Below are 17732 nucleotides of genomic sequence, written 5' to 3'. Positions count from 1 at the left end.
GGCCGGTCAGCGCGTCACGACGTGCCGTTCGTCGGGGACGCAGTGGGTCATGGTGAGCCCCTCGACGTCACGCGGCTTGTTCTTGCCCAGGTGGGACAGGCGCTCGCGGTCCTCGTCGGTGAGGTCCTGGCTCGCCAGCGGCTCCAGACCGGCCACGTCCTCCGGGCCGATGCCCAGGCCCTCGCCGACCCGCAGGCCGAGGTCGTTCTCGACCAGCAGGAAGTGCCAGACCATGCGCTCCTGTACGGCCCGGTCGGCCTGGGACAGTTGATTGATGAAGTTCTTCACCAGGTCGTCGCGCTCCCAGTCCTCCAGGAGCAGGTAGCGCTGACCGGCCTGCAGGTAGTCATTGGTGCGCGGGATGCGCTTGCGGGTCAGACGGCCGTGGATCTCCGGCCCTTGTTCGTCGTGCGTGGGGTACCGGGCCTCGCGCAGCCCGCCGGTGATCGACGGCTCGTAGTTGACGTGCGGGTTCTCACCGCCGCCGTCGACGTAGTACGCCATCTGGCCGTCGCGCTGGTTGGTGCGCACCTCGGCGTTCTTGGCCTGGTTGACGGGGAGTTGGAGGTAGTTCGGGCCTACCCGGTAGCGCTGGGTGTCGCTGTAGGAGAAGGTCCGGCCGATGAGCATCTTGTCGTCGGAGAAGTCCAGGCCGTCGACGAGGACGCCGGTGCCGAAGGAGATCTGCTCGTTCTCGGCGAAGAAGTCCTGCGGCATCCGGTCGAGCACCATCCGGCCCACCGGCTTCGGCGGGAAGTCCTGCTCGGGCCAGGTCTTGGTGTCGTCCAGCGGGTCGAAGTCGAGCTCGGGGTGGTCGTGGTCGTCCATCATCTGGACGAGCAGCTCCCACTCCGGGTATTCGCCGCGGGCGACCGCCTCGTACAGGTCCTTGGTGGCGTGACCGAGGGTGTCGGCCTGGACGTTGGCCGCGTCCTCCTCGGTCATGCTGCGCACGCCCTGCTTGGGCATCCAGTGGTACTTGACGAGTTTGGTCTCGCCGTCGGCGTTGACCCACTTGTAGGTGTTGACGCCGAAGCCCTGCATGTGGCGGTAGTCGGCGGGGATGCCGCGCGGACCGAAAAGGTTGATCAGCATGTGCATGGCCTCGGGCGTCTGCGACATGAAGTCGAAGATGCGCCGGGGCTGCTGTTCGAAGGTCACCGGGTCCGGCTTGAGGGCGTGGATGACGTCCGGGAACTTGATGGCGTCACGGATGAAGAAGACGCCCAGGTTGTTGCCGACCAGGTCCCAGTTGCCGTCCTCGGTGTAGAACTTCACCGCGAAACCGCGCGGGTCGCGGGCGGCCTCGGAGGAGTCGCGCCCGCCGATGACGGTGGAGAAGCGGACGGCCACGTCGGTGCGCTTGCCGCGCTCCTGGAACAGCTTGGCCCGGGTGTAGCGGCTGATCGGCTCGTCACCCCAGGTGCCGTAGGCCTCGAAGTGGCCGTAGGCGGTGACGCCGCGCGCGTGCACGACGCGCTCGGGGATGCGTTCCCGGTCGAAGTGGCTGATCTTCTCGAGGAGTTGGTAGTTCTCCAGCGTGGCCGGCCCGCGGGCGCCGACGGTGCGCTGGTTCTGGTTGTCGTGGACCGGATGGCCCTGACGGTTGGTGAGTACCTTGCGGTCGTCGCCCGGAGCGGGGCCGGTACCGGATACGTCCGTCATATGCGTGGGCTCCTTCGGCTTGTGACCGGTGGCCGGCCGGGCCGGCGCCGCGAGCAGCCGCCCGGCCGGTCCTGGCGGGAGCGTCCGGGTACCCGGAGCGGCGGGGTCAGTCACGTGCCGAAAACGCGGTCGGGTGAGGAGGGCGAGGGCGGGGTTGAACCGTGCCGGTCCTGTGGCGGTGCCGTCCCCGAGGCCGGGAGGCGGCACCGCCATCACTCTCCGTCACATATGGGGCGCGATTTCCTGCTCGCTCGCCTGGCCCAGGCCCTCGGCGCAGCACCGCCCCGGTAGTCGGTCTCCTCCAGGCCGAGCCGCCAGGACGCCTCCCTCGCCCGTTCCGCGCGCGCCGTCCGCCGAGGCGGGCCGGAAGGACACCTCCATACGTCTTCCCAGAAGAAGTCGGGCCGCGTGACCGTGGGCGATGTGGACGGCTGGTTCTGGTGCCCGCTCACGGGCAAGTGCGCCGTCTGCGGGTGCTCGACGGCGAGCGCCGAACCCGCGCCGCTGACGGTGAACCTGCAGTTCAAGCCGTTTCTCGGCTGCTCCGATCCGGGGCACTGCGTCGTGCAGGACGGCAGGGTGCACGCCGGCTGAACCGCCGTCGGCAGCGAAAGGCCCGGCCCCTTGCGGGGTCCGGGCCTGGGCGTGCGGCGGGGCTCAGCCTTCGTCGAGGCGTGCGCGCAGGAGCTTCTTGCCCAGTTCGGCACCCTTGCGGCTGTCCGCCTGAGCCTTGCGGAACAGATCGGCGACCTCGGTGTCCTTGGCGCGCTCGGCGTCCTGGATGTAGCCCTCCAGGCGCAGGGCGTTGTTCAGACACGCCTCGACGTACCAGATCAGGTTGTAGTCCTTGTCCCGCGTACCGGTCACATCGCCGGTCTCCGTCTCGCTGGCCATTCGGACCTCCTTCTCTGCGGAGCGGACCTTTTCGGCGCCGGACGGGTACCCCGGCCTCCGGGCATACACACAACCCACTGCCATTACGTTCGGTGACTGCCCGGCCACGGGGACATCGGGCGCGGGGGCGGCCGCGCCGGACAGACTCCTACGCATCGCCAACTCGCCTGCCGTGTACGGCAATTCCGACACTTGCCACAGAAGCGCCCCGCGACCGATCACTTTCGGAACGATGTGGCTCTCCACCGTGCGAGACCGGTCGATGACGGTGTGTACTGTGCTGCGGATGGCTCGCAAGAGCATCGCGGACTCCGCCCTGCCCGACTCCCCACTGGACTCGACTTCATGATCGACATACCGGACCTGGTCGTCGGTGGTCTCGCCGTCGGCACGCTGTCCGCGTTCGCCCTGGGCGGCGGTCTGCTGCGCTCCCGCCGGCAACTGATCGCGCAGCGCGCGAAAACGGCCTCACTGCGGGCGCAACTGGACGGCACCTCACGGGCGTTCACGGCCGAGGTCGAACATCTGGCGGCACGGCGGGTGCCCGCCGCGGCCCGGCAGGCCGCGCATCCGCACGTCGTCGTGCCCGGCCCGCTGAACGCGCAACTGGCCGGTTCGCCCCTGGAACTGGCCATGGAGCAGGTGCTGCAGGGGCTGCACACCGAGCTGGCCGCACAGCGCACCCGGATCGACGCCGCCGCGCAGGCCGGGATGCGCGGGGCCACCCGGGAGATCCAGGCGGCGCTGTACCGGCTCCAGGACGCCCTGCACGCTCTGCAGCAGCGCTACGACGACCCCGAACTCGCGCAGACCCTGTTCGAGCTGGACCACGAGAACGAGCAGTCGCTGCGCCGCGCGCAGATCGCCGCGGTGGTGTGCGGGGCCTGGGTGGGGCTGGCCCGGCAGGAGTCCCATGTGGTGGACGCGGTGACGGGCGGTCAGGCCCGGCTCGCGGGCTACCGGCGCGTCCGGGTTCACAACCATCTGGAGGCCGGAACCGCCCTGGTGTCCCACGCCGTGGAGCCCGTCGCCATCATCGTCGCCGAGCTGCTCGACAACGCGCTGCGGCACTCCGCGCCCGACACCGACGTGGTGGTCAACCTCGAAGCCGTCCGCCGCGGCGTCTGCGTCACCGTGGACGACTCCGGGCTGGGCATGACGCAGGACGAACGGGCTCGCGCCCAGCGGACGGTCGCCGGTTCCGGGCCGATCCTGCTCACCGAACTCGGCGACCCGCCGCGCATGGGGCTCGCGGCCGTCGGCCGGCTCACCCGGCAGTTCGACCTGAGCGTGGACCTGTCCTCCCCCTCGCCGTACGGCGGGGTGCGGGCGGTGCTGCGGGTCGACAGTCATCTGCTGACGCGGATCGACCCCGAGAAGCAGCCTCCGGCGGCCGGCGCCCCGCGGTCGACCCGCAAGGCGGCGGTGCGGCCCCCGGCGATCGGCTCCGTCCCGTCCGCCGGTCCGGGACAGGACTCGACCGACCCCGCCGCGACGTCCGACGGGGCCGCCCCGTCCGAGCCGGCCTCGGCGCCCCGGCGGCCCGGGCCCCGGACCGCCGCCCCGGACCAGGACCACGGCTACGGCTACGGCTACGGCTACGGCACGGAACAGGACCACGACGCCTCCGCCCCGGTCTCCGGCCACCACGGCCCGCGCGGCGGCGGCCTCCCTCAGCGGCGCCGCCGCGGCCGGACCGCGGCTCCGGCTGGAGCACCCGCGCCCCAGGCGGTACGGCGCAGGCGCCCCGAGGAGTCCGCCGCCGCCCTCGGCGCCCTCCAGTCCGGCACGGCGGCCGCGCGTTCCGCCGCCGCGTCGAACACCGGCGCCGTCCCAGCCGTATCCGAGGATGTGCCGGCCACGACCACGGCCGGCGCGGCATCCGACGAGACCGACAGCAATCACCACGAAGGGGGAACGGCGGGATGACCAGCCGCGCAGCGGGGGACACGGCATGGGTGCTCGAACCGGTCCTGGAGGTGCCGCACGTCGTGGCGGCCGTCCTGCTCACCCGGGACGGGCTGGTGACGGGGTACACCGACGCCCTGTCGCAGCCGTCGGCCGAGCGGGTCGCGGCCATCACCAGCACCGTGCAGGGCGCCTGCCGCACCGCGGCGGCGGCGTTCGCGGACACCGACCGGGCCGACGTCCGGCAGGTCGTCATCGAGTCGGACCACGGCTATGTGCTCATCGTGCCGACGGACCACGGCACCTGCGTGGCGGCGTACGGCGATCCCGAGGTGCGGCTGGACCTGCTCGCCCACCGGGTGCATTCGCAGGTGGCGCGGCTGGGCGAGAAGGCGATGGCCGCCGGGCCCCGGGGCGCCGACGGCGGCACGCCGGCATGACCGGCCGCCGAGGCGGCCGTCCCCTGGTTCCCGCGTACCTGTCGACCGGCGGGGTGGCGCGGCCCAGCCGCGCCCATCTGGAGCGGCTGTCGGTCCTCACCGGCAGCGGTGAGCCGGCTCCCGCCGATCTGCCCGCCGCCCAGGCGGCCCTGCTCGAGGAGTTGGAGCACGGGTCGCTGACGGTACTGGAGGCCGCGGCGCTGCTGCGGCTCCCGGTCTCCGCGGTGCTGGTGCTGGCCGCCGATCTCCTCGACCGCGATCTGGTGCTGGCCCGCGCGCCGATCCCGCCCGCACGGCGCTTCGACCCCGACCTGCTGAAGAGAGTGGCCGATGGCCTCCGCGACCTCAAGCACCGTTGACGCCCCGCCCGGCGGCGTGGACATCCACCTGCCCGACATCGCCCGCGACCTGGTGAAGATCGTGGTCACGGGGCCTTTCGGGGTGGGCAAGACCACCCTGATCCGCTCCGTCTCCGAGATCCGCCCGCTGCACACCGAGGAGCGGCTGACCGAGGCGTCCGCGCAGGTGGACGATCTCGCCGGCGTGCGGGACAAGTCGACCACCACGGTCGCCCTCGACTTCGGCCGGATCAGCCTGCCGGGCGGGATCGTGCTGTACCTGTTCGGCACACCCGGCCAGGAGCGGTTCCGGACACTCTGGGACGACATCGCCTACGGGGCGCTCGGCGCGCTCGTGCTGATCGACACCCGAAGGATCGACGCCTCGTTCGACGTGCTCGGGCTGGTGGAGGAATCCGGACTGCCGTACGCGGTCGCCTTCAACACCTTCCCGGACGCGCCCCGCCACCACACGCCCGAGCAGCTGCGCGCCGCCCTGGACCTGGAGCCCGGCACCCCGATGGTGACCTGCGACGCGCGGGAGGCGGACTCCTCGATCGACGCCCTGCTCGCGCTGGTGCAGCACCTGATCGACCACCACCCCCCGGAGCCCCGGTGACCCGACCCTCCCCCGCCGAGCAGGCGTTCTCCCTCGCGGCACCCGTCCGCCTGTGGGAGGACGGCTTCGCCCGCGACCCCCGCCCCTCCTACGCCGCCCTGCGCGCCCAGGGCCCGGTCGGCTGGGCGGAACTCGCGCCCGGTGTGCCGGCGTACGTCGTCACGGACCGGCGGGCGGCGCTGGAGCTGCTGCACGACACGGAGACGTTCTCCCGCGACCCGCGGCCGTGGGAGGCGACCGTCCCCGACGACTCGCCGGTGCTCGGCATGATGCGCTGGCGGCCCAACACCCTGTTCGCCGAGGGCGCGGCCCACATCCGCTACCGCACCTCGCTGATCGACGCATTCGACCTGGTGGAGCCGCACGATCTGCGCGCCCGGGTGCACCGGGCGGTACGTCTGCTGGTGAGCCGGTTCGGGCCGCACGGCGAGGCCGATCTGGTCGGCGAGTTCACCCGGCCGCTGATGGCGCTGGTGTTCAACAGCCTGTTCGGGCTGCCGGACGGCGCGAGCGACCGGCTCCACACCGCCCTCGGCAAGCTGATCGAGGGAGGCGCGCAGGCCGCGGAGGGCGAGGCGGAGTTCGGCGGGTACGTGCTGGAGCTGATCGCGGCCAAGACCCGGCGGCGCGGCGAGGACCTGCCGAGCTGGCTGCTGGACCACCCGGCGGAGCTGACCCCCGAGGAGGTCACCTGGCAGGTGTTCCTCACCCTCGGCGCGGGGCACGAGCCGACGGCCAACCTGGTGTCCAACGCCCTGTCCAGGATTCTCGGCAACCCGGACTACTACTCGACGCTGACCAGCGGCGCCCGCCCCGTGACGGACGCGGTGCTGGAGGTCCTGCACCACGAGACGCCGCTCGCCAACTACGGCATCCACTACGCCCGCACACCCGTCACCTTCCACGGTGTGTGGATCCGGGCCGCGGTGCCGGTGGTGATCTCCTACGGGGCGCTGGCGCAGGCCGCCGAGGAGGAGCGCGGCGCCGATCGCCATCCCGGCGACGCCTCCCACCTGTCCTGGTCGGCCGGCCCGCACGCGTGTCCGGTCAAGCAGCACACCCTGCTCATCGCCACCGAGGCGATCGAACAGCTCACCCAGTGGCTGCCCGACCTCGAGCCCGTGCTGCCGCGCGAGCGCCTGGCCTGGCGGCCCGGGCCGTTCCACCGCTCGCTGACGGCGCTGCCCGTCCGCTTCAGCCCCCGCTCCCCCGACCAGCCAGGAGGACGACCGTGACCGTCACCGACCGCATCGCTCTCGACCCGTCAGGCGCCGACATCCCCGGCGAGTGCGCCCGGCTGCGCGCCCTCGGCCCGATCGTGCCCGTGGAGCTGCCCGGCGGCATCCCCGCCTGGGCACCCACCCGGTACGACACGCTGAAGGAGCTCATCCTCGACCCGCGGGTCAGCAGGGACCCGCGGCTGCACTGGCGGCTGTGGCCCGAGATCGGCGAGCACCCGTCCTGGGGCTGGATCCTGGGCTGGGTGGGCGTGGTCAACATGCTTTCCGCCTACGGCGCGGACCACACCCGGCTGCGCAAGCTGGTCGCGCCCAGCTTCACGCACCGCCGCACCGAGGCGATGCGGCCCCGGGTGGAGGCCATCACCACGGAGCTGCTGGACGCGCTGGAGGGCGCCGGCAGCGAGGTCGTGGACATCAAGGAGCGGCTCGCCCATCCGCTGCCGATGCGGATGATCTGCGAACTGATGGGCGTGCCGGAGGAGTTGTGGGAGGACACCGGCCGGCTCATCGCGGCCATCATGGACACCTCCGACCCGAGCCCGGAGCACGCGGCGTCCGTGCAGCGGCAGATCGGGACGGTGCTGCCCGCGCTGATCGCGCACCGGGCCGAGCACCCCGGGGACGACATGACAAGCGAGCTGATCCGGGTCCGGGACGAGGACGGCGACCGGCTCAGCGACGAAGAGCTGCTGTACACGCTGCTGCTGGTCATCGGAGCCGGTTTCGAGACCACCGTGAACCTGATCGGCAACGCGGTCGTCGCCCTGCTGCGCCGCCCCGAGCAGCTGGCGGCCGTGCGGTCCGGGGAGATCGGCTGGGACGCCGTCGTCGACGAGACGCTGCGCGCGCACCCGTCGATCGCGTCGTTGCCGTTACGGTTCGCCGTCGGTGACCTCACCGTCGGCGACATCACGATCCCGGCCGGCGACGCCATCATCACGACGTACGCCGCCGCGGGGCTCGATCCCGAGCACTACGGGCCGGACGCCGACGTCTTCGACGCCACCCGCGCCGCAGACGACCATCTGTCGTTCGGGATCGGCGTCCACCGCTGCATCGGCGCCCCGCTGGCCCGGCTGGAGGCGCTGACCGCGCTACCGGCGCTCTTCGACCGGTTCCCGGACCTCGGCCTGGCCGCCGGCGCCGAGGGACTGCGGCAGGTGCCGTCGTTCATCGCCTTCGGCTGGCAGGAGATCCCGGTGCGGCTGCGGGGCTGAAGCCACCAGGAGGTACGACACCTCGCAGGGCCGGCTCGCGGGAGCGCGACCGGTCCCCCGTTCCGGTCGGGCCCCCGCAGTGCGTCGAACCTACGTCCACGTCGGCGGCCTTGGGAATCGTGCCGATGCCCGTTGCACGCTCAACAGGGCTCACCTGTGCACAGCCGCGTCCGGATGGCCCGGATTCGTCCTGCCCGAACCGGCCGACCTTTCGTCCCGGAGGAAGAACGTCAGGCGTGCGGCCGGAAGACCGGCAGGTCGAGGTCGCCCACGGCCAGGTGGGCCAGCACGACCTCGTACAGGTCGGTGCCCCCGGCGAGCAGCTGGCGCTCCAGGACGGGTTCCGCGCTGCGGACGTGTTCGCGCACGGTCTGCGCGTGCACGCCCAGGACCTGCGCGGCCCGTTCGGCGTTACCGCCGGCGGCGATCCAGGTGCGCAGGGTCCGGCGTGGGTTCCTGGCGTCCGCGTCCAGCCGGCCCAGCAGATTCTGTGCCCAGGTGCGGACGGCGGGGCCGGACAGCAGGTCGGCGAGCCGCGGCCCGCAGTCCCCGGTGCCGTCGGCGAACTGGGCGTCGGGCAGGCCGATCTGCGCATTGACCGCCAGGTGGACGACGGCGCGTACCGTGAGCTCGGCGAAGTCGGTGCCGAGCAGGGCCTCGACGCGTTCCATGCGGGCACGGACCGTGTTGCGGCTGACGCCGAGGACCTTGGCGGCGTTGACGGCGGTGAACTCCAGACCGAGCCGGTTGGTGGCGAGGAGTTCGGCGCGGGTGTGGTGCGGCAGAGTGTCGAGCGGGCGCAGCACGGACGCCGTCCAGACGCGCAGCGCCACCGGGTCCATCAGGCGCTCGGGGTGCGTGCGCTCGGCGTACACGGCCGTCTTGTCGGGCCGGAAGCGCGCGACGGCGAGGGCGCTGACGGCCTGCCCGTAGGCGGTGGCGGTCCGGGCGAGGCTCTGCCGGACGCTGCCGCCGAGGAAGAGGTCCGGGTGCCCTCCGACCAGGGACCGCAGGGCGTCGCCCGTGGCGTCCCGGGGACTGACGACGATGACATGGCCGTCCATGGCCGGGCAGCGCACGACCAGGGCGTCCTCCCGGGTGCGGTCCAGGCACTCCTCGGCGATGCGGTCGCGCACGGCGGGCGCGGACTCGACGACGTACACGCACGCCGTGTCGGCGTCGAGCAGTCCGGGCCAGAGTCCGGCTGCGACGCGGCGGGCGGCGATGGTGTCCTCGACCATGAGCAGCTGCAGGATCGCCAGGCGCAGGTCGGAGGTGGCCCGGCGGAGCCGGTGCCCGGCCGCGGTCGACTCGCGTGCCGCCAGCAGCAGCTCGATCACCTGGGCGGTGTGCGTGACGACGTCGGAGGCCCGCCGGTCGAAGGGGGTCTCGCGGGAGACGGCCAGGACGCACGTCTGGGACGGATGCTCCAACCTGACCAGGCGCAGGTGGCGCTCCCGGCTCTCCCAGGCGGCCGAGGCGATCCGGCCGGCGGTGATGTCCGTGACGAGGCCGTCGTCCAGCGGCAGCCGGTTGCCGGCGACGAGGTTCCCGGCGGCGTCCTGCAGGGCCACCGTCGCGTGCACGGCGCCGGAGAGCCAGGCGACGACTCTGCGGACGTCGCGTCCGGCAGGGCGCAGATGCTCGAGCAGTTCCTCCGCCCACGCCCCGTCCGCGCCGCTCGCTGTCTCCCGCTGCCGGTTCTCGCCCTCTCGGCCAGCCACCTCGGCCTTCCCCTCGCTCCTCGTACCGTCTCCGGCACACCGGTCGGGGACGTTACCGCAGACGCCCCCGGTATCCGCCCCCGGGCCGGAGACCCCACCCTGCGCCACCGACCCGCACGCGCGGCATAAGCTCGGCGGATGGCGAAGTACTACGACGTGCACCCCGACAACCCCCAGCCGCGCACCATCGGCCAGATCGCCGACAGCATCCGCGCGGACGCTCTTGTCGCCTACCCCACGGACTCCTGTTACGCACTGGGCTGCCGTCTGGGCAGCCGTGACGGCATCGACCGGATCCGCGCGATCCGCAAGCTGGACGACCGGCACCACTTCACCCTCGTGTGCCAGGACTTCTCGCAGCTCGGCCAGTTCGTGCGGATCGACAACGACGTGTTCCGCGCGATCAAGGCGTCGACGCCCGGCAGCTACACGTTCATCCTGCCCGCGACGCGGGAGGTGCCGCGCATGTTGCAGCACCCCAAGAAGAAGACCGTCGGCGTCCGCATCCCCGACCATGTCGTCACCCAGGCGCTGCTCGCCGAACTCGGTGAGCCGCTGCTGTCCAGCACCCTGCTGCTGCCCGGCGAAGAGGAGCCGATGTCCCAGGGCTGGGAGATCAAGGACCTGCTGGACCACGTGCTCGACGGGGTGGTCGACTCCGGCGACTGCGGCACCGAGCCGACGACGGTCATCGACTTCTCCGGCGGCGAGGCCGAGATCATCCGGCACGGCGCGGGGGACACCTCGCGCTTCGAGTAAAGGACAGGCCAAGGGCCGTTCATGGATGTGCCGCTGGGCGGGGGTGGGCGAATTGCCCCGGGAAGGGGCGTGCCACGATGACCGTGATCCGCCCGGTCACGCGGACGGGTTCCTTGCCCCCACCCCCGCAGAGAGGCAGCCCAGTCATGACCGCCGTACAGCGAACCGCTGTCGACATCCGCACCGAGGACGGCACCGCCGACGCGTATCTGGCCCATCCCGCCGACGGGGCCGCCCACCCGGCGGTCCTGCTCTTCATGGACGCTTTCGGCCTGCGTCCGCAGCTGCGGTCCATGGCCGACCGGCTGGCCGCGGAGGGCTACGCGGTGCTGGTGCCGAACGTGTTCTACCGGGCCGGCCGCGCCCCGCTGTTCGACCTGCCCGAGTTCATCGACCCGGGGGCGCGTCCGGAGATATTCGAGCGGATCATGCCGGTCATGCAGGCCCTGACGAACGAGCGGGCGATGCGGGACGCCGGTGCCTACCTGCGCTGGCTGGCCGAGTCGCCCGCCGTGGCCGACGGTCCGGTCGCGCTGACCGGGTACTGCATGGGCGCCCGCCTCTCGCTGCTCACCGCCGGCACCTACCCCGAGCGCATCGCGGCCGCGGCCGGCTTCCACGGCGGGCGGCTGGCCACGGACACGCCGGACAGCCCGCACCTGGTGGCCGGCGAGGTCACCGCCGAGCTGTACTTCGGCCACGCCGACCAGGACCCCTCGCTGCCCGAGGAGCAGATCGACCGCCTGGCGGAGGCCCTGACGGCGGCGGGCGTCCGCCACCGGTGCGAGGTGTACGCGGGCGCGCCCCACGGTTTCACGCAGGCCGACACCGCGTCGTACCACGAGGAGGGCGCCGAGCGTCACTGGTCGGCCCTGCTCGACCTGCTGAAGCGCACATTCTGACCCCAATCGGTCCGGTGAGCACGGGAGTTGCAGGCCTACCGACGGTAAGGGCTTGCTCTCCAGCGATCCCTGCGCGTAGACCTTGCTGAACACAGCCACGGCTCGGGGGGAGTTGGCTCATGGACGGCACGGTCGACGGGTTCCGCTACGGTGCGGTGACCCCGGTTGCTGCCTATCTGATGGCCTGTCTGGGCGGGGCGCTGGGGCTGCGGTGCATCGTGCGCTCGCTGCTGAACACGCAAGGGTGGAAGCCGGGTTGGCTGGCGTTAGGTGCCGCCTCCATCGGGTGCGGTATCTGGACGATGCACTTCATCGCCATGATCGGCTTCCATGTGGAGGAGACCCGGGTCCGCTACGACGCGGCGACGACGGTGCTCAGTCTCGTCGTGGCCGTCGCCGTGGTCGGCGTCGGCGTGTTCATCGTCGGTTGCCGCGGCACGAGCCGTGCCACCCTGGCGGTCGCGGGCGTGGTCACGGGTCTGGGCGTGGCCTGCATGCACTACCTGGGCATGGCGGCGATGCGGCTGAACGGCGACATCGGCTACGACCTCGTGGGCGTCGCGCTGTCCGTGCTGATCGCCATCGGCGCCGCGACCGCCGCGCTGTGGGCGGCCGTCACGATCCGCGGCCTCCTGACAAGTCTCGGGGCGAGTCTGGTGATGGGGGTGGCGGTGTCCGGGATGCACTACACGGGGATGGCCGCCGTCAGCGTCCATGTGCACGACATGACGGCCGGGACGTTCGCCGGTGACTCCCCCATGTCCCTGTTGTTGCCGATGCTGCTCGGACCGGTCGTCTTCCTGCTGCTGGCCGGCGCCGTGGTGATGTTCGATCCGCTGCTGGTGCTGGGCGAACGGACCGCCTCGCCCCGGCCGGACACCCCGTCCGCCGCCTCCGTCGCCCCCTCGCGTCCTTCGTGGCGCGATGCGACCGCAGGCACCCGCGAGCGGTGAGGAACCCGCCAGCGGACGACTGCTCGACCGGTTGTTACGGTGCACCGGTGTCCGACTCCTCACGCGATACCGCCGAGGGCGCCGGCTGGGGCACCGCCGAACAGGGCGCGTACCAGCAGTTGATGCCGCCGAGGGTGGAGAAGATCTCCTGGCTGAACCCGAGGATGCTGTGGGTGGCGCGCAACGGCGTGCTGGCCTCCTGGTTCGGGGACCCCACCGGCCGGACCCGGAGCCGCTGGGTGGCGCAGCGGGCGGCCACCGGCGCCCCGGCCGACAAAGTGATCCGGCGCGACGACCCGGACCGGTTCTCGTTCCTGGTCCTCGGCGACACCGGCGAGGGCGACGACCCCCAGTACGCCCTCGTACCGGGGCTGCTGAAGACCGGTCAGGACACCCGCTTCGCCGTGCTGGCCAGTGACGTGATCTACCCGGCGGGCAGCACGGACGACTACGGCCCAAAATTCTTCCGCCCCTACCGGGACTACCGGGCGCCGATCTACGCGGTGCCCGGCAACCACGACTGGTACGAGGACCTCGGCGGCTTCATGCGCGTCTTCTGCGACGACGCCCCGCCCCTGCCTCCCGAGCCCCGGCCACGTCCGCTCACCCGGGCCTGGCTGCGGTCCCTGCTGTGGCACCGGCCGCGTCCGGCAGACGAACAACACCTCGCCGAGGCACGCAAGTTGCGCTCCGCTCCCGCTCAGCAGGCCGTCCAGCCGGGGCCGTACTGGGCGATCGACGCCGGGCCGGTGCGGATCATAGGCATCGACACCGGACTGCTCGGTACCGTCGACGCCGAGCAGGGCGCCTGGCTGCGCGAGGTCTCCCAGGGGTCCCGCCCGAAGATCCTGGTCACCGGCTCGCCCCTGTATGTGGACGGCCGACACGAACCGTGCGCCGTCGAAGGGGGCGGCACGGTCGACGACATCGTCCGCGATCCCGCGCACCACTATGTGGCGGCGATCGGCGGTGACATCCACAACTACCAGCGCTACCCGGTCCGGTTGAGCGACGGGCGCACCCTGCAGTATGTCGTGGCGGGCGGTGGTGGGGCGTTCATGCACGCCACCCACACCATCCCCCGCGTCAACGTCGCGAACGTCTCCGAGCAGGACTTCCGCTGCTATCCGCTGCGCGGCGACTCCCTGGCCTTCTACAGCCGGCTCTACGGCCGCCGGCTGCGCATGCCCCGCTTCTTCACCCTCACCGAGGCCGAGGCGGCGGCCGTGATCGCCGAGCGCCTCGGCATCAGGCCGGCGCGCGCCCCGGGCGCCTCGGCGCGCGTGACTTGGCGCGTCCGGCTGGTCGCCGGGCTGCTCGGCACCGGTCGCCGCCCCGACCGGGCCAAGCGGTTCCGGCTGCCCGTGCGCAAGATCTACACCTCGCTGTTCTCGCCGAGCTCGGCGACCTACAGCCCGCCGTTCTTCAAGTGCTTCCTGCGCCTGGACGTCTCCCCCGAGTCGGTCCGGCTGCGCTGCTACGCCGCCACCGGCAACCGCGCCCAGGAGATCGCCCCGCCGGTCGAGGACGAGGTGACGATCCCGCTGCGCTGACCCGCCGGGACGGGGACGGCACGGACTGCCGCCGGGTGGGCGGGGACGCAGGCCGTTGAACGGCCGCCGAAGGCGGCGCGCAGCCGGCCCGGCCCGCCCGACCGGGGCGATTCACCAGCGGCCGGGCGCGGTCCCGGTGACCGGCTCCGACGGTTTGCCGTCCACCCCCACGGGCACGTCCCCGGCGAGCATCACCCGGTGCATGATCCGCGGGTGGTCGAGGTGGGCGGTGTCACCGGGGGCCAGGTGCATGGTGGCGCGGTTGTCCCAGAACGCCACGCTGCCCGGCTCCCAGCGGAACCGGACGGTGTACTCGGGCCGTACCGCCTGCTCCAGCAGCATCTCCGTGATCACGCTGCTCTCGGGCCGGGAGAGACCGGCGATCTGCTCCACGTAGTAGCCGTTGACGTACAGGATCCGCTCGCCCGTCTCCGGGTGGACGCGCACCAGGGGGTGCAGCGAGGCGACCTGACGGTCCAGCAGGTGGCGGACGTACGCGTCGTCGCCGGGCCGGGGCTGGTAGCCGACGCCGAGCCGGTGCTCGGCCCGCAGCCCGTCGACGAACTGCCGCAGCGGGGCGGACAGTCCGGCGTACGCCGCCGCGAGGTTCGACCAGGTGGTGTCGCCGCCGTAGGGCGGGACGGTCTCGGCGCGCAGGATCGTCGCGGCGGGCGGGTCGATGCGGGCGCCGTGGTCGCAGTGCCAGCCGCGCAGCAGGGTGTGCCGACGGCGCCGCAGCCACTCGTCGTGCTCCATGCCGAACCGCCCGCCCAACTCCAGGCGGTCGGCGGTCGTCTCGATCTCGGGAACGTCCGGCGGCGAGGCCTTGCCGCGCCGCGGCAGCACGACAGGCTCCCCGAACCGCCGTGCGAACGCCACGTGCCCGGCGTGATCCAGCCGCTGCTCCCGGAAGAACACCACCTTCCACCGCAGCACCGCCGCCCTGATCGCGGCGACCACGGCGTCATCGAGCTCGCCGGCCAGATCGACCCCGCTGATCTCGGCCCCGATGTACCCGGCGACCGGCCGCACCTCCACCCCGGCCTCCCGCTCCGCCTCGTCCGTCGTCCGGCTGTCCGTCGTCATGAGCGCTCCGCTGGTCGTGGACCTGGTCGTTCCTTCCCGAGGATCGTGACAGTGATCTCCGCCCGAGGCGACACCGTACCGGTGCCCCCCACCCTCGAAGTCCCGGACTCTGACGGACCTGACTCGTCAAAGGGCGCCCGCGGCCGGGCCACCGTGAGTCTCCTGCGCTCGGCTTCGGGCGCCTGCCTGACAGTCTCCCTCGACCCGGACGAGGGCACCGTGACGCTGGACCGGGGGCGACTGGCCCCGTACGGGGTAGGCGGAACCGGTCGTCGTGCGTGTGCCGCCGCAGGCGGAACTCATTCTTCGCGTCCTCGTCGACGGCTCCCTGTACGAACTCTTCGTCGGCGACCGGGCCACGATCACCGAGCGCCTCTACCAGCGCACCGACGACACTAGAGGATTGAGCGTGCCGCCCGGCGCGGCCGTCACGGGCTGGGAGCTGGTCCCACCGACGCGCGGCTGATCACCGGGCAGGCCAGGCGCCGCACCGTGGCGGGCGGCGTCCGGCCGGTGGCGATCGAGTCGAGGACGAGCCGTGCGGCGGCCTCGCCGATCGCCCGGTGGGGCAGCGCGACGGTGGTGCGGGGCGGCGCGAGGTACGCGGCCATGTGCTCAGCCGGGCCGCCGTACGGCCGCCGGCGCGTTCGGCGGGGACGACGGCGGGCAGCGAGTCGTGGCGGGCGAGAGGTTGCCCTGGGCGCGGCCGTTGAACACGAACGACACCGCGGTGTGCGACACGCCGGCGAGCCGGGCGACGTCCCGCGAGGTGGGACGCCCCGATCCCGCCGCCTTCTCCCCGGCACCGCCCACGCCGTCCGCCGCCCTCGATCCCGCACCCGTCCGGTTGATCATTGCCCACCCTGTCCGTGACGCTGGAAGGACGACACAGTCAACGGGAAGGTCCGACCGTGATCAGCATTCCGACGCACACGCTCAACGACGGTACGACGCTCCCCGCCCTCGGCCTCGGCACCTGGCCACTCGGCGACGACGAGGCGCAGCAGGCGGTCCTCTCGGCCCTGGAGGCGGGCTACCGGCTGATCGACACGGCGACGAACTACCGCAACGAGACGGGGGTCGGCCGTGCCGTCGCCTCCGGCGTGGTGCCGCGCGAGGAGATCGTCGTGACGACGAAGCTTCCGGGCCGGCACCACGGCTACGAGGAGACCCTCGCCTCCTTCGAGGAGTCCCGGACCCGCCTCGGCCTGGAGTACGTGGATCTGTATCTGATCCACTGGCCGCTGCCGCGCGTGGACCGGTACGTCGACTCGTGGAAGGCCATGATCAAGCTGCGCGAGGACGGGCTCGTGCGGTCGATCGGCGTCTCGAACTTCATGGCCGGGCACATCGAGCGGCTGGAGAAGGAGACCGGGGTGCTGCCCTCCGTCAACCAGATCGAGCTGCACCCCTTCCTGCCGCAGGAAGAGCTGCGCGCCTTCCACACCGGCAGGAACATCCTCACGGAGAGCTGGAGCCCGCTGGGCCGGGGCACGTCCCTGCTGGAGGACTCCTCCGTGGCGCGCATCGCCGAGGCGCACGGGGTGACGCCCGGGCAGGTCGTGCTGCGCTGGCACACGCAGCTGGGCGCGGTGCCCATCCCGAAGTCGGCGAACCCCGAGCGGCAGCGCGCCAACCTCGACGTCTTCGGTTTCGAGCTGAGCGAGGCCGAGATGACCGCCGTCGCGGACCGGGCACACCGGCGGGTCGGCGGGGACCCCGAGGTGCACGAGGAGTTCTGACGGGTACCCGGAACCTGCGCGAGGCAGGAAGGAGCCGCACGTGGCTGAGCGGGACCGGCTGCGGGACTACTGCGGCAAGCGTGACTTCGACCGGACCGGTGAGCCCTCGGGCAGCGGGGCGTCCCCGGGCGACGAACCCCGTTTCGTGGTGCAGATCCACGACGCGAGCACCATGCACTTCGACTTCCGGCTGCAGGTGGACGACGTCCTGAAGTCCTGGTCGGTTCCCAAGGGCCCCTCGGCGGACCCGAAGGACAAGCGGCTGGCCGTCCCCACGGAGGACCATCCGCTGGAGTACGAGGAGTTCGAGGGCGTCATCCCCCGCGGCGAGTACGGCGGCGGCACGGTGATCGTCTGGGACCACGGCACGTACGAGCCGCTGAGCCACGACCGCAAGGGGCGGCCGGTGGACTTCGCGGAGTCGCTGGAGCGCGGGCATGCCACGTTCCGCCTGGACGGCTCCAAGCTGCGCGGAGAGTACGCCCTCACCCGGTTCCGCGGCGGCGACGGCGAGGAGGCCTGGCTGCTGGTGAAGCGCGCCGGAGGCCGGGCCCGTACGCACGGCGCCCCCGATCCGCGCCGGGCCCGTTCGGCCAGGTCCGGCCGCACCCTCGCCCAGGTCGCCTCGGACGCGGCCGAGGAGTAGAAGCCGCGGGACCGGGCGCGAGACGCCCGCCGGGCACCCGGCCGC

General features: G+C 72.4%; 20 protein-coding genes. 14 read left to right on the top strand and 6 right to left on the bottom strand.

Annotated features, from left to right (window positions below; genetic code table 11):
• Positions 1 to 6 precede the first annotated feature (6 nt).
• Entirely contained in the window at positions 7 to 1665 is a 1659-nt protein-coding gene (locus ACWD1U_RS30760) for a catalase (protein WP_451112451.1), read from the bottom strand.
• Between the two features lie 408 nt (positions 1666 to 2073).
• On the opposite strand from ACWD1U_RS30760, the gene ACWD1U_RS30755 reads away from it, so the two are divergent.
• A complete protein-coding gene (locus tag ACWD1U_RS30755) occupies positions 2074 to 2259 on the top strand; it encodes a hypothetical protein (protein WP_451112449.1) in 186 nt (61 codons plus the stop codon).
• A 63-nt stretch (positions 2260 to 2322) separates the two neighbouring features.
• Here the strand turns inward: ACWD1U_RS30755 and ACWD1U_RS30750 are convergent, their stop codons facing one another.
• Positions 2323 to 2559 (bottom strand): hypothetical protein, encoded by a 237-nt coding sequence (locus tag ACWD1U_RS30750; protein WP_451112447.1) that lies wholly within the window; start codon positions 2557 to 2559, stop codon positions 2323 to 2325.
• 345 nt (positions 2560 to 2904) lie between these two features.
• Here ACWD1U_RS30750 and ACWD1U_RS30745 point away from each other — a divergent pair, with 345 nt between their 5' ends.
• From ACWD1U_RS30745 to ACWD1U_RS30720, 6 genes are read left to right on the top strand one after another with little or no spacing between them, the layout of a single operon-like run.
• Positions 2905 to 4488, top strand: a complete 1584-nt coding sequence (locus ACWD1U_RS30745) for an ATP-binding protein (RefSeq protein WP_451112445.1) — start codon at positions 2905 to 2907, stop codon at positions 4486 to 4488.
• A complete protein-coding gene (locus ACWD1U_RS30740) occupies positions 4485 to 4907 on the top strand; it encodes a roadblock/LC7 domain-containing protein (protein WP_451112443.1) in 423 nt (140 codons plus the stop codon). The genes ACWD1U_RS30745 and ACWD1U_RS30740 overlap by 4 nt, the downstream gene beginning before the upstream one ends.
• Positions 4904 to 5266, top strand: coding sequence for a DUF742 domain-containing protein (locus ACWD1U_RS30735; protein ID WP_451112441.1), 363 nt, complete (start codon positions 4904 to 4906; stop codon positions 5264 to 5266). The genes ACWD1U_RS30740 and ACWD1U_RS30735 overlap by 4 nt, the downstream gene beginning before the upstream one ends.
• On the top strand, positions 5238 to 5864 hold the full coding sequence (locus ACWD1U_RS30730) for a GTP-binding protein (RefSeq protein WP_451112439.1): 627 nt from the start codon (positions 5238 to 5240) through the stop codon (positions 5862 to 5864). The genes ACWD1U_RS30735 and ACWD1U_RS30730 overlap by 29 nt, the downstream gene beginning before the upstream one ends.
• Positions 5861 to 7099, top strand: a complete 1239-nt coding sequence (locus ACWD1U_RS30725) for a cytochrome P450 (protein WP_451112437.1) — start codon at positions 5861 to 5863, stop codon at positions 7097 to 7099. The genes ACWD1U_RS30730 and ACWD1U_RS30725 overlap by 4 nt, the downstream gene beginning before the upstream one ends.
• Complete coding sequence (locus ACWD1U_RS30720; protein WP_451112436.1) at positions 7096 to 8322, top strand: cytochrome P450 family protein; 1227 nt, start codon at positions 7096 to 7098, stop codon at positions 8320 to 8322. Before ACWD1U_RS30725 ends, ACWD1U_RS30720 begins: the two co-directional genes overlap by 4 nt.
• A gap of 230 nt (positions 8323 to 8552) precedes the next feature.
• Here the strand turns inward: ACWD1U_RS30720 and ACWD1U_RS30715 are convergent, their stop codons facing one another.
• Entirely contained in the window at positions 8553 to 10046 is a 1494-nt protein-coding gene (locus ACWD1U_RS30715) for a helix-turn-helix domain-containing protein (protein WP_451112434.1), read from the bottom strand.
• A 138-nt stretch (positions 10047 to 10184) separates the two neighbouring features.
• On the opposite strand from ACWD1U_RS30715, the gene ACWD1U_RS30710 reads away from it, so the two are divergent.
• The 4 genes from ACWD1U_RS30710 (at position 10185) to ACWD1U_RS30695 (ending at position 14213) form a co-directional block, all read left to right on the top strand.
• Positions 10185 to 10805: an L-threonylcarbamoyladenylate synthase gene (locus tag ACWD1U_RS30710; RefSeq protein ID WP_451112432.1), complete on the top strand. Its 621-nt coding sequence runs from the start codon at positions 10185 to 10187 to the stop codon at positions 10803 to 10805.
• A 146-nt stretch (positions 10806 to 10951) separates the two neighbouring features.
• Positions 10952 to 11707: a dienelactone hydrolase family protein gene (locus ACWD1U_RS30705; protein WP_451112431.1), complete on the top strand. Its 756-nt coding sequence runs from the start codon at positions 10952 to 10954 to the stop codon at positions 11705 to 11707.
• A gap of 119 nt (positions 11708 to 11826) precedes the next feature.
• Positions 11827 to 12660 carry an MHYT domain-containing protein gene (locus ACWD1U_RS30700; RefSeq protein ID WP_451112430.1) on the top strand — a complete coding sequence of 278 codons (834 nt, stop codon included), beginning with the start codon at positions 11827 to 11829 and terminating at the stop codon, positions 12658 to 12660.
• Positions 12661 to 12707: 47 nt separating this feature from the next.
• The gene (locus ACWD1U_RS30695) at positions 12708 to 14213 is read left to right on the top strand and encodes a metallophosphoesterase family protein (protein WP_451112428.1); all 1506 of its coding nucleotides are present in this window, start codon (positions 12708 to 12710) and stop codon (positions 14211 to 14213) included.
• A gap of 111 nt (positions 14214 to 14324) precedes the next feature.
• On the opposite strand, the gene ACWD1U_RS30690 is transcribed toward ACWD1U_RS30695, so the two are convergent.
• Complete coding sequence (locus tag ACWD1U_RS30690; RefSeq protein ID WP_451112426.1) at positions 14325 to 15299, bottom strand: TauD/TfdA dioxygenase family protein; 975 nt, start codon at positions 15297 to 15299, stop codon at positions 14325 to 14327.
• Between the two features lie 274 nt (positions 15300 to 15573).
• On the opposite strand from ACWD1U_RS30690, the gene ACWD1U_RS30685 reads away from it, so the two are divergent.
• Positions 15574 to 15765, top strand: a complete 192-nt coding sequence (locus ACWD1U_RS30685) for a GH32 C-terminal domain-containing protein (protein ID WP_451112424.1) — start codon at positions 15574 to 15576, stop codon at positions 15763 to 15765.
• Here the strand turns inward: ACWD1U_RS30685 and ACWD1U_RS30680 are convergent.
• Together ACWD1U_RS30680 and ACWD1U_RS30675 are read right to left on the bottom strand one after the other, a co-directional pair.
• The gene (locus tag ACWD1U_RS30680; protein WP_451112422.1) at positions 15728 to 15910 is read right to left on the bottom strand and encodes a substrate-binding domain-containing protein; all 183 of its coding nucleotides are present in this window, start codon (positions 15908 to 15910) and stop codon (positions 15728 to 15730) included. The two genes, ACWD1U_RS30685 and ACWD1U_RS30680, sit on opposite strands and share 38 nt — an antisense overlap.
• Before the next feature lie 4 nt (positions 15911 to 15914).
• A complete protein-coding gene (locus tag ACWD1U_RS30675) occupies positions 15915 to 16154 on the bottom strand; it encodes a hypothetical protein (protein ID WP_451112421.1) in 240 nt (79 codons plus the stop codon).
• 56 nt (positions 16155 to 16210) lie between these two features.
• On the opposite strand from ACWD1U_RS30675, the gene ACWD1U_RS30670 reads away from it, so the two are divergent.
• Positions 16211 to 17041 (top strand): aldo/keto reductase, encoded by an 831-nt coding sequence (locus ACWD1U_RS30670; RefSeq protein ID WP_451112419.1) that lies wholly within the window; start codon positions 16211 to 16213, stop codon positions 17039 to 17041.
• Between the two features lie 40 nt (positions 17042 to 17081).
• Positions 17082 to 17687 carry a DNA polymerase ligase N-terminal domain-containing protein gene (locus ACWD1U_RS30665; protein WP_451112417.1) on the top strand — a complete coding sequence of 202 codons (606 nt, stop codon included), beginning with the start codon at positions 17082 to 17084 and terminating at the stop codon, positions 17685 to 17687.
• The last annotated feature ends 45 nt before the right edge of the window (positions 17688 to 17732 follow it).

This window comes from Streptomyces sp. NPDC002788, from assembly GCF_053592115.1.
This window is presented reverse-complemented; position numbering and strand designations above follow the sequence as displayed.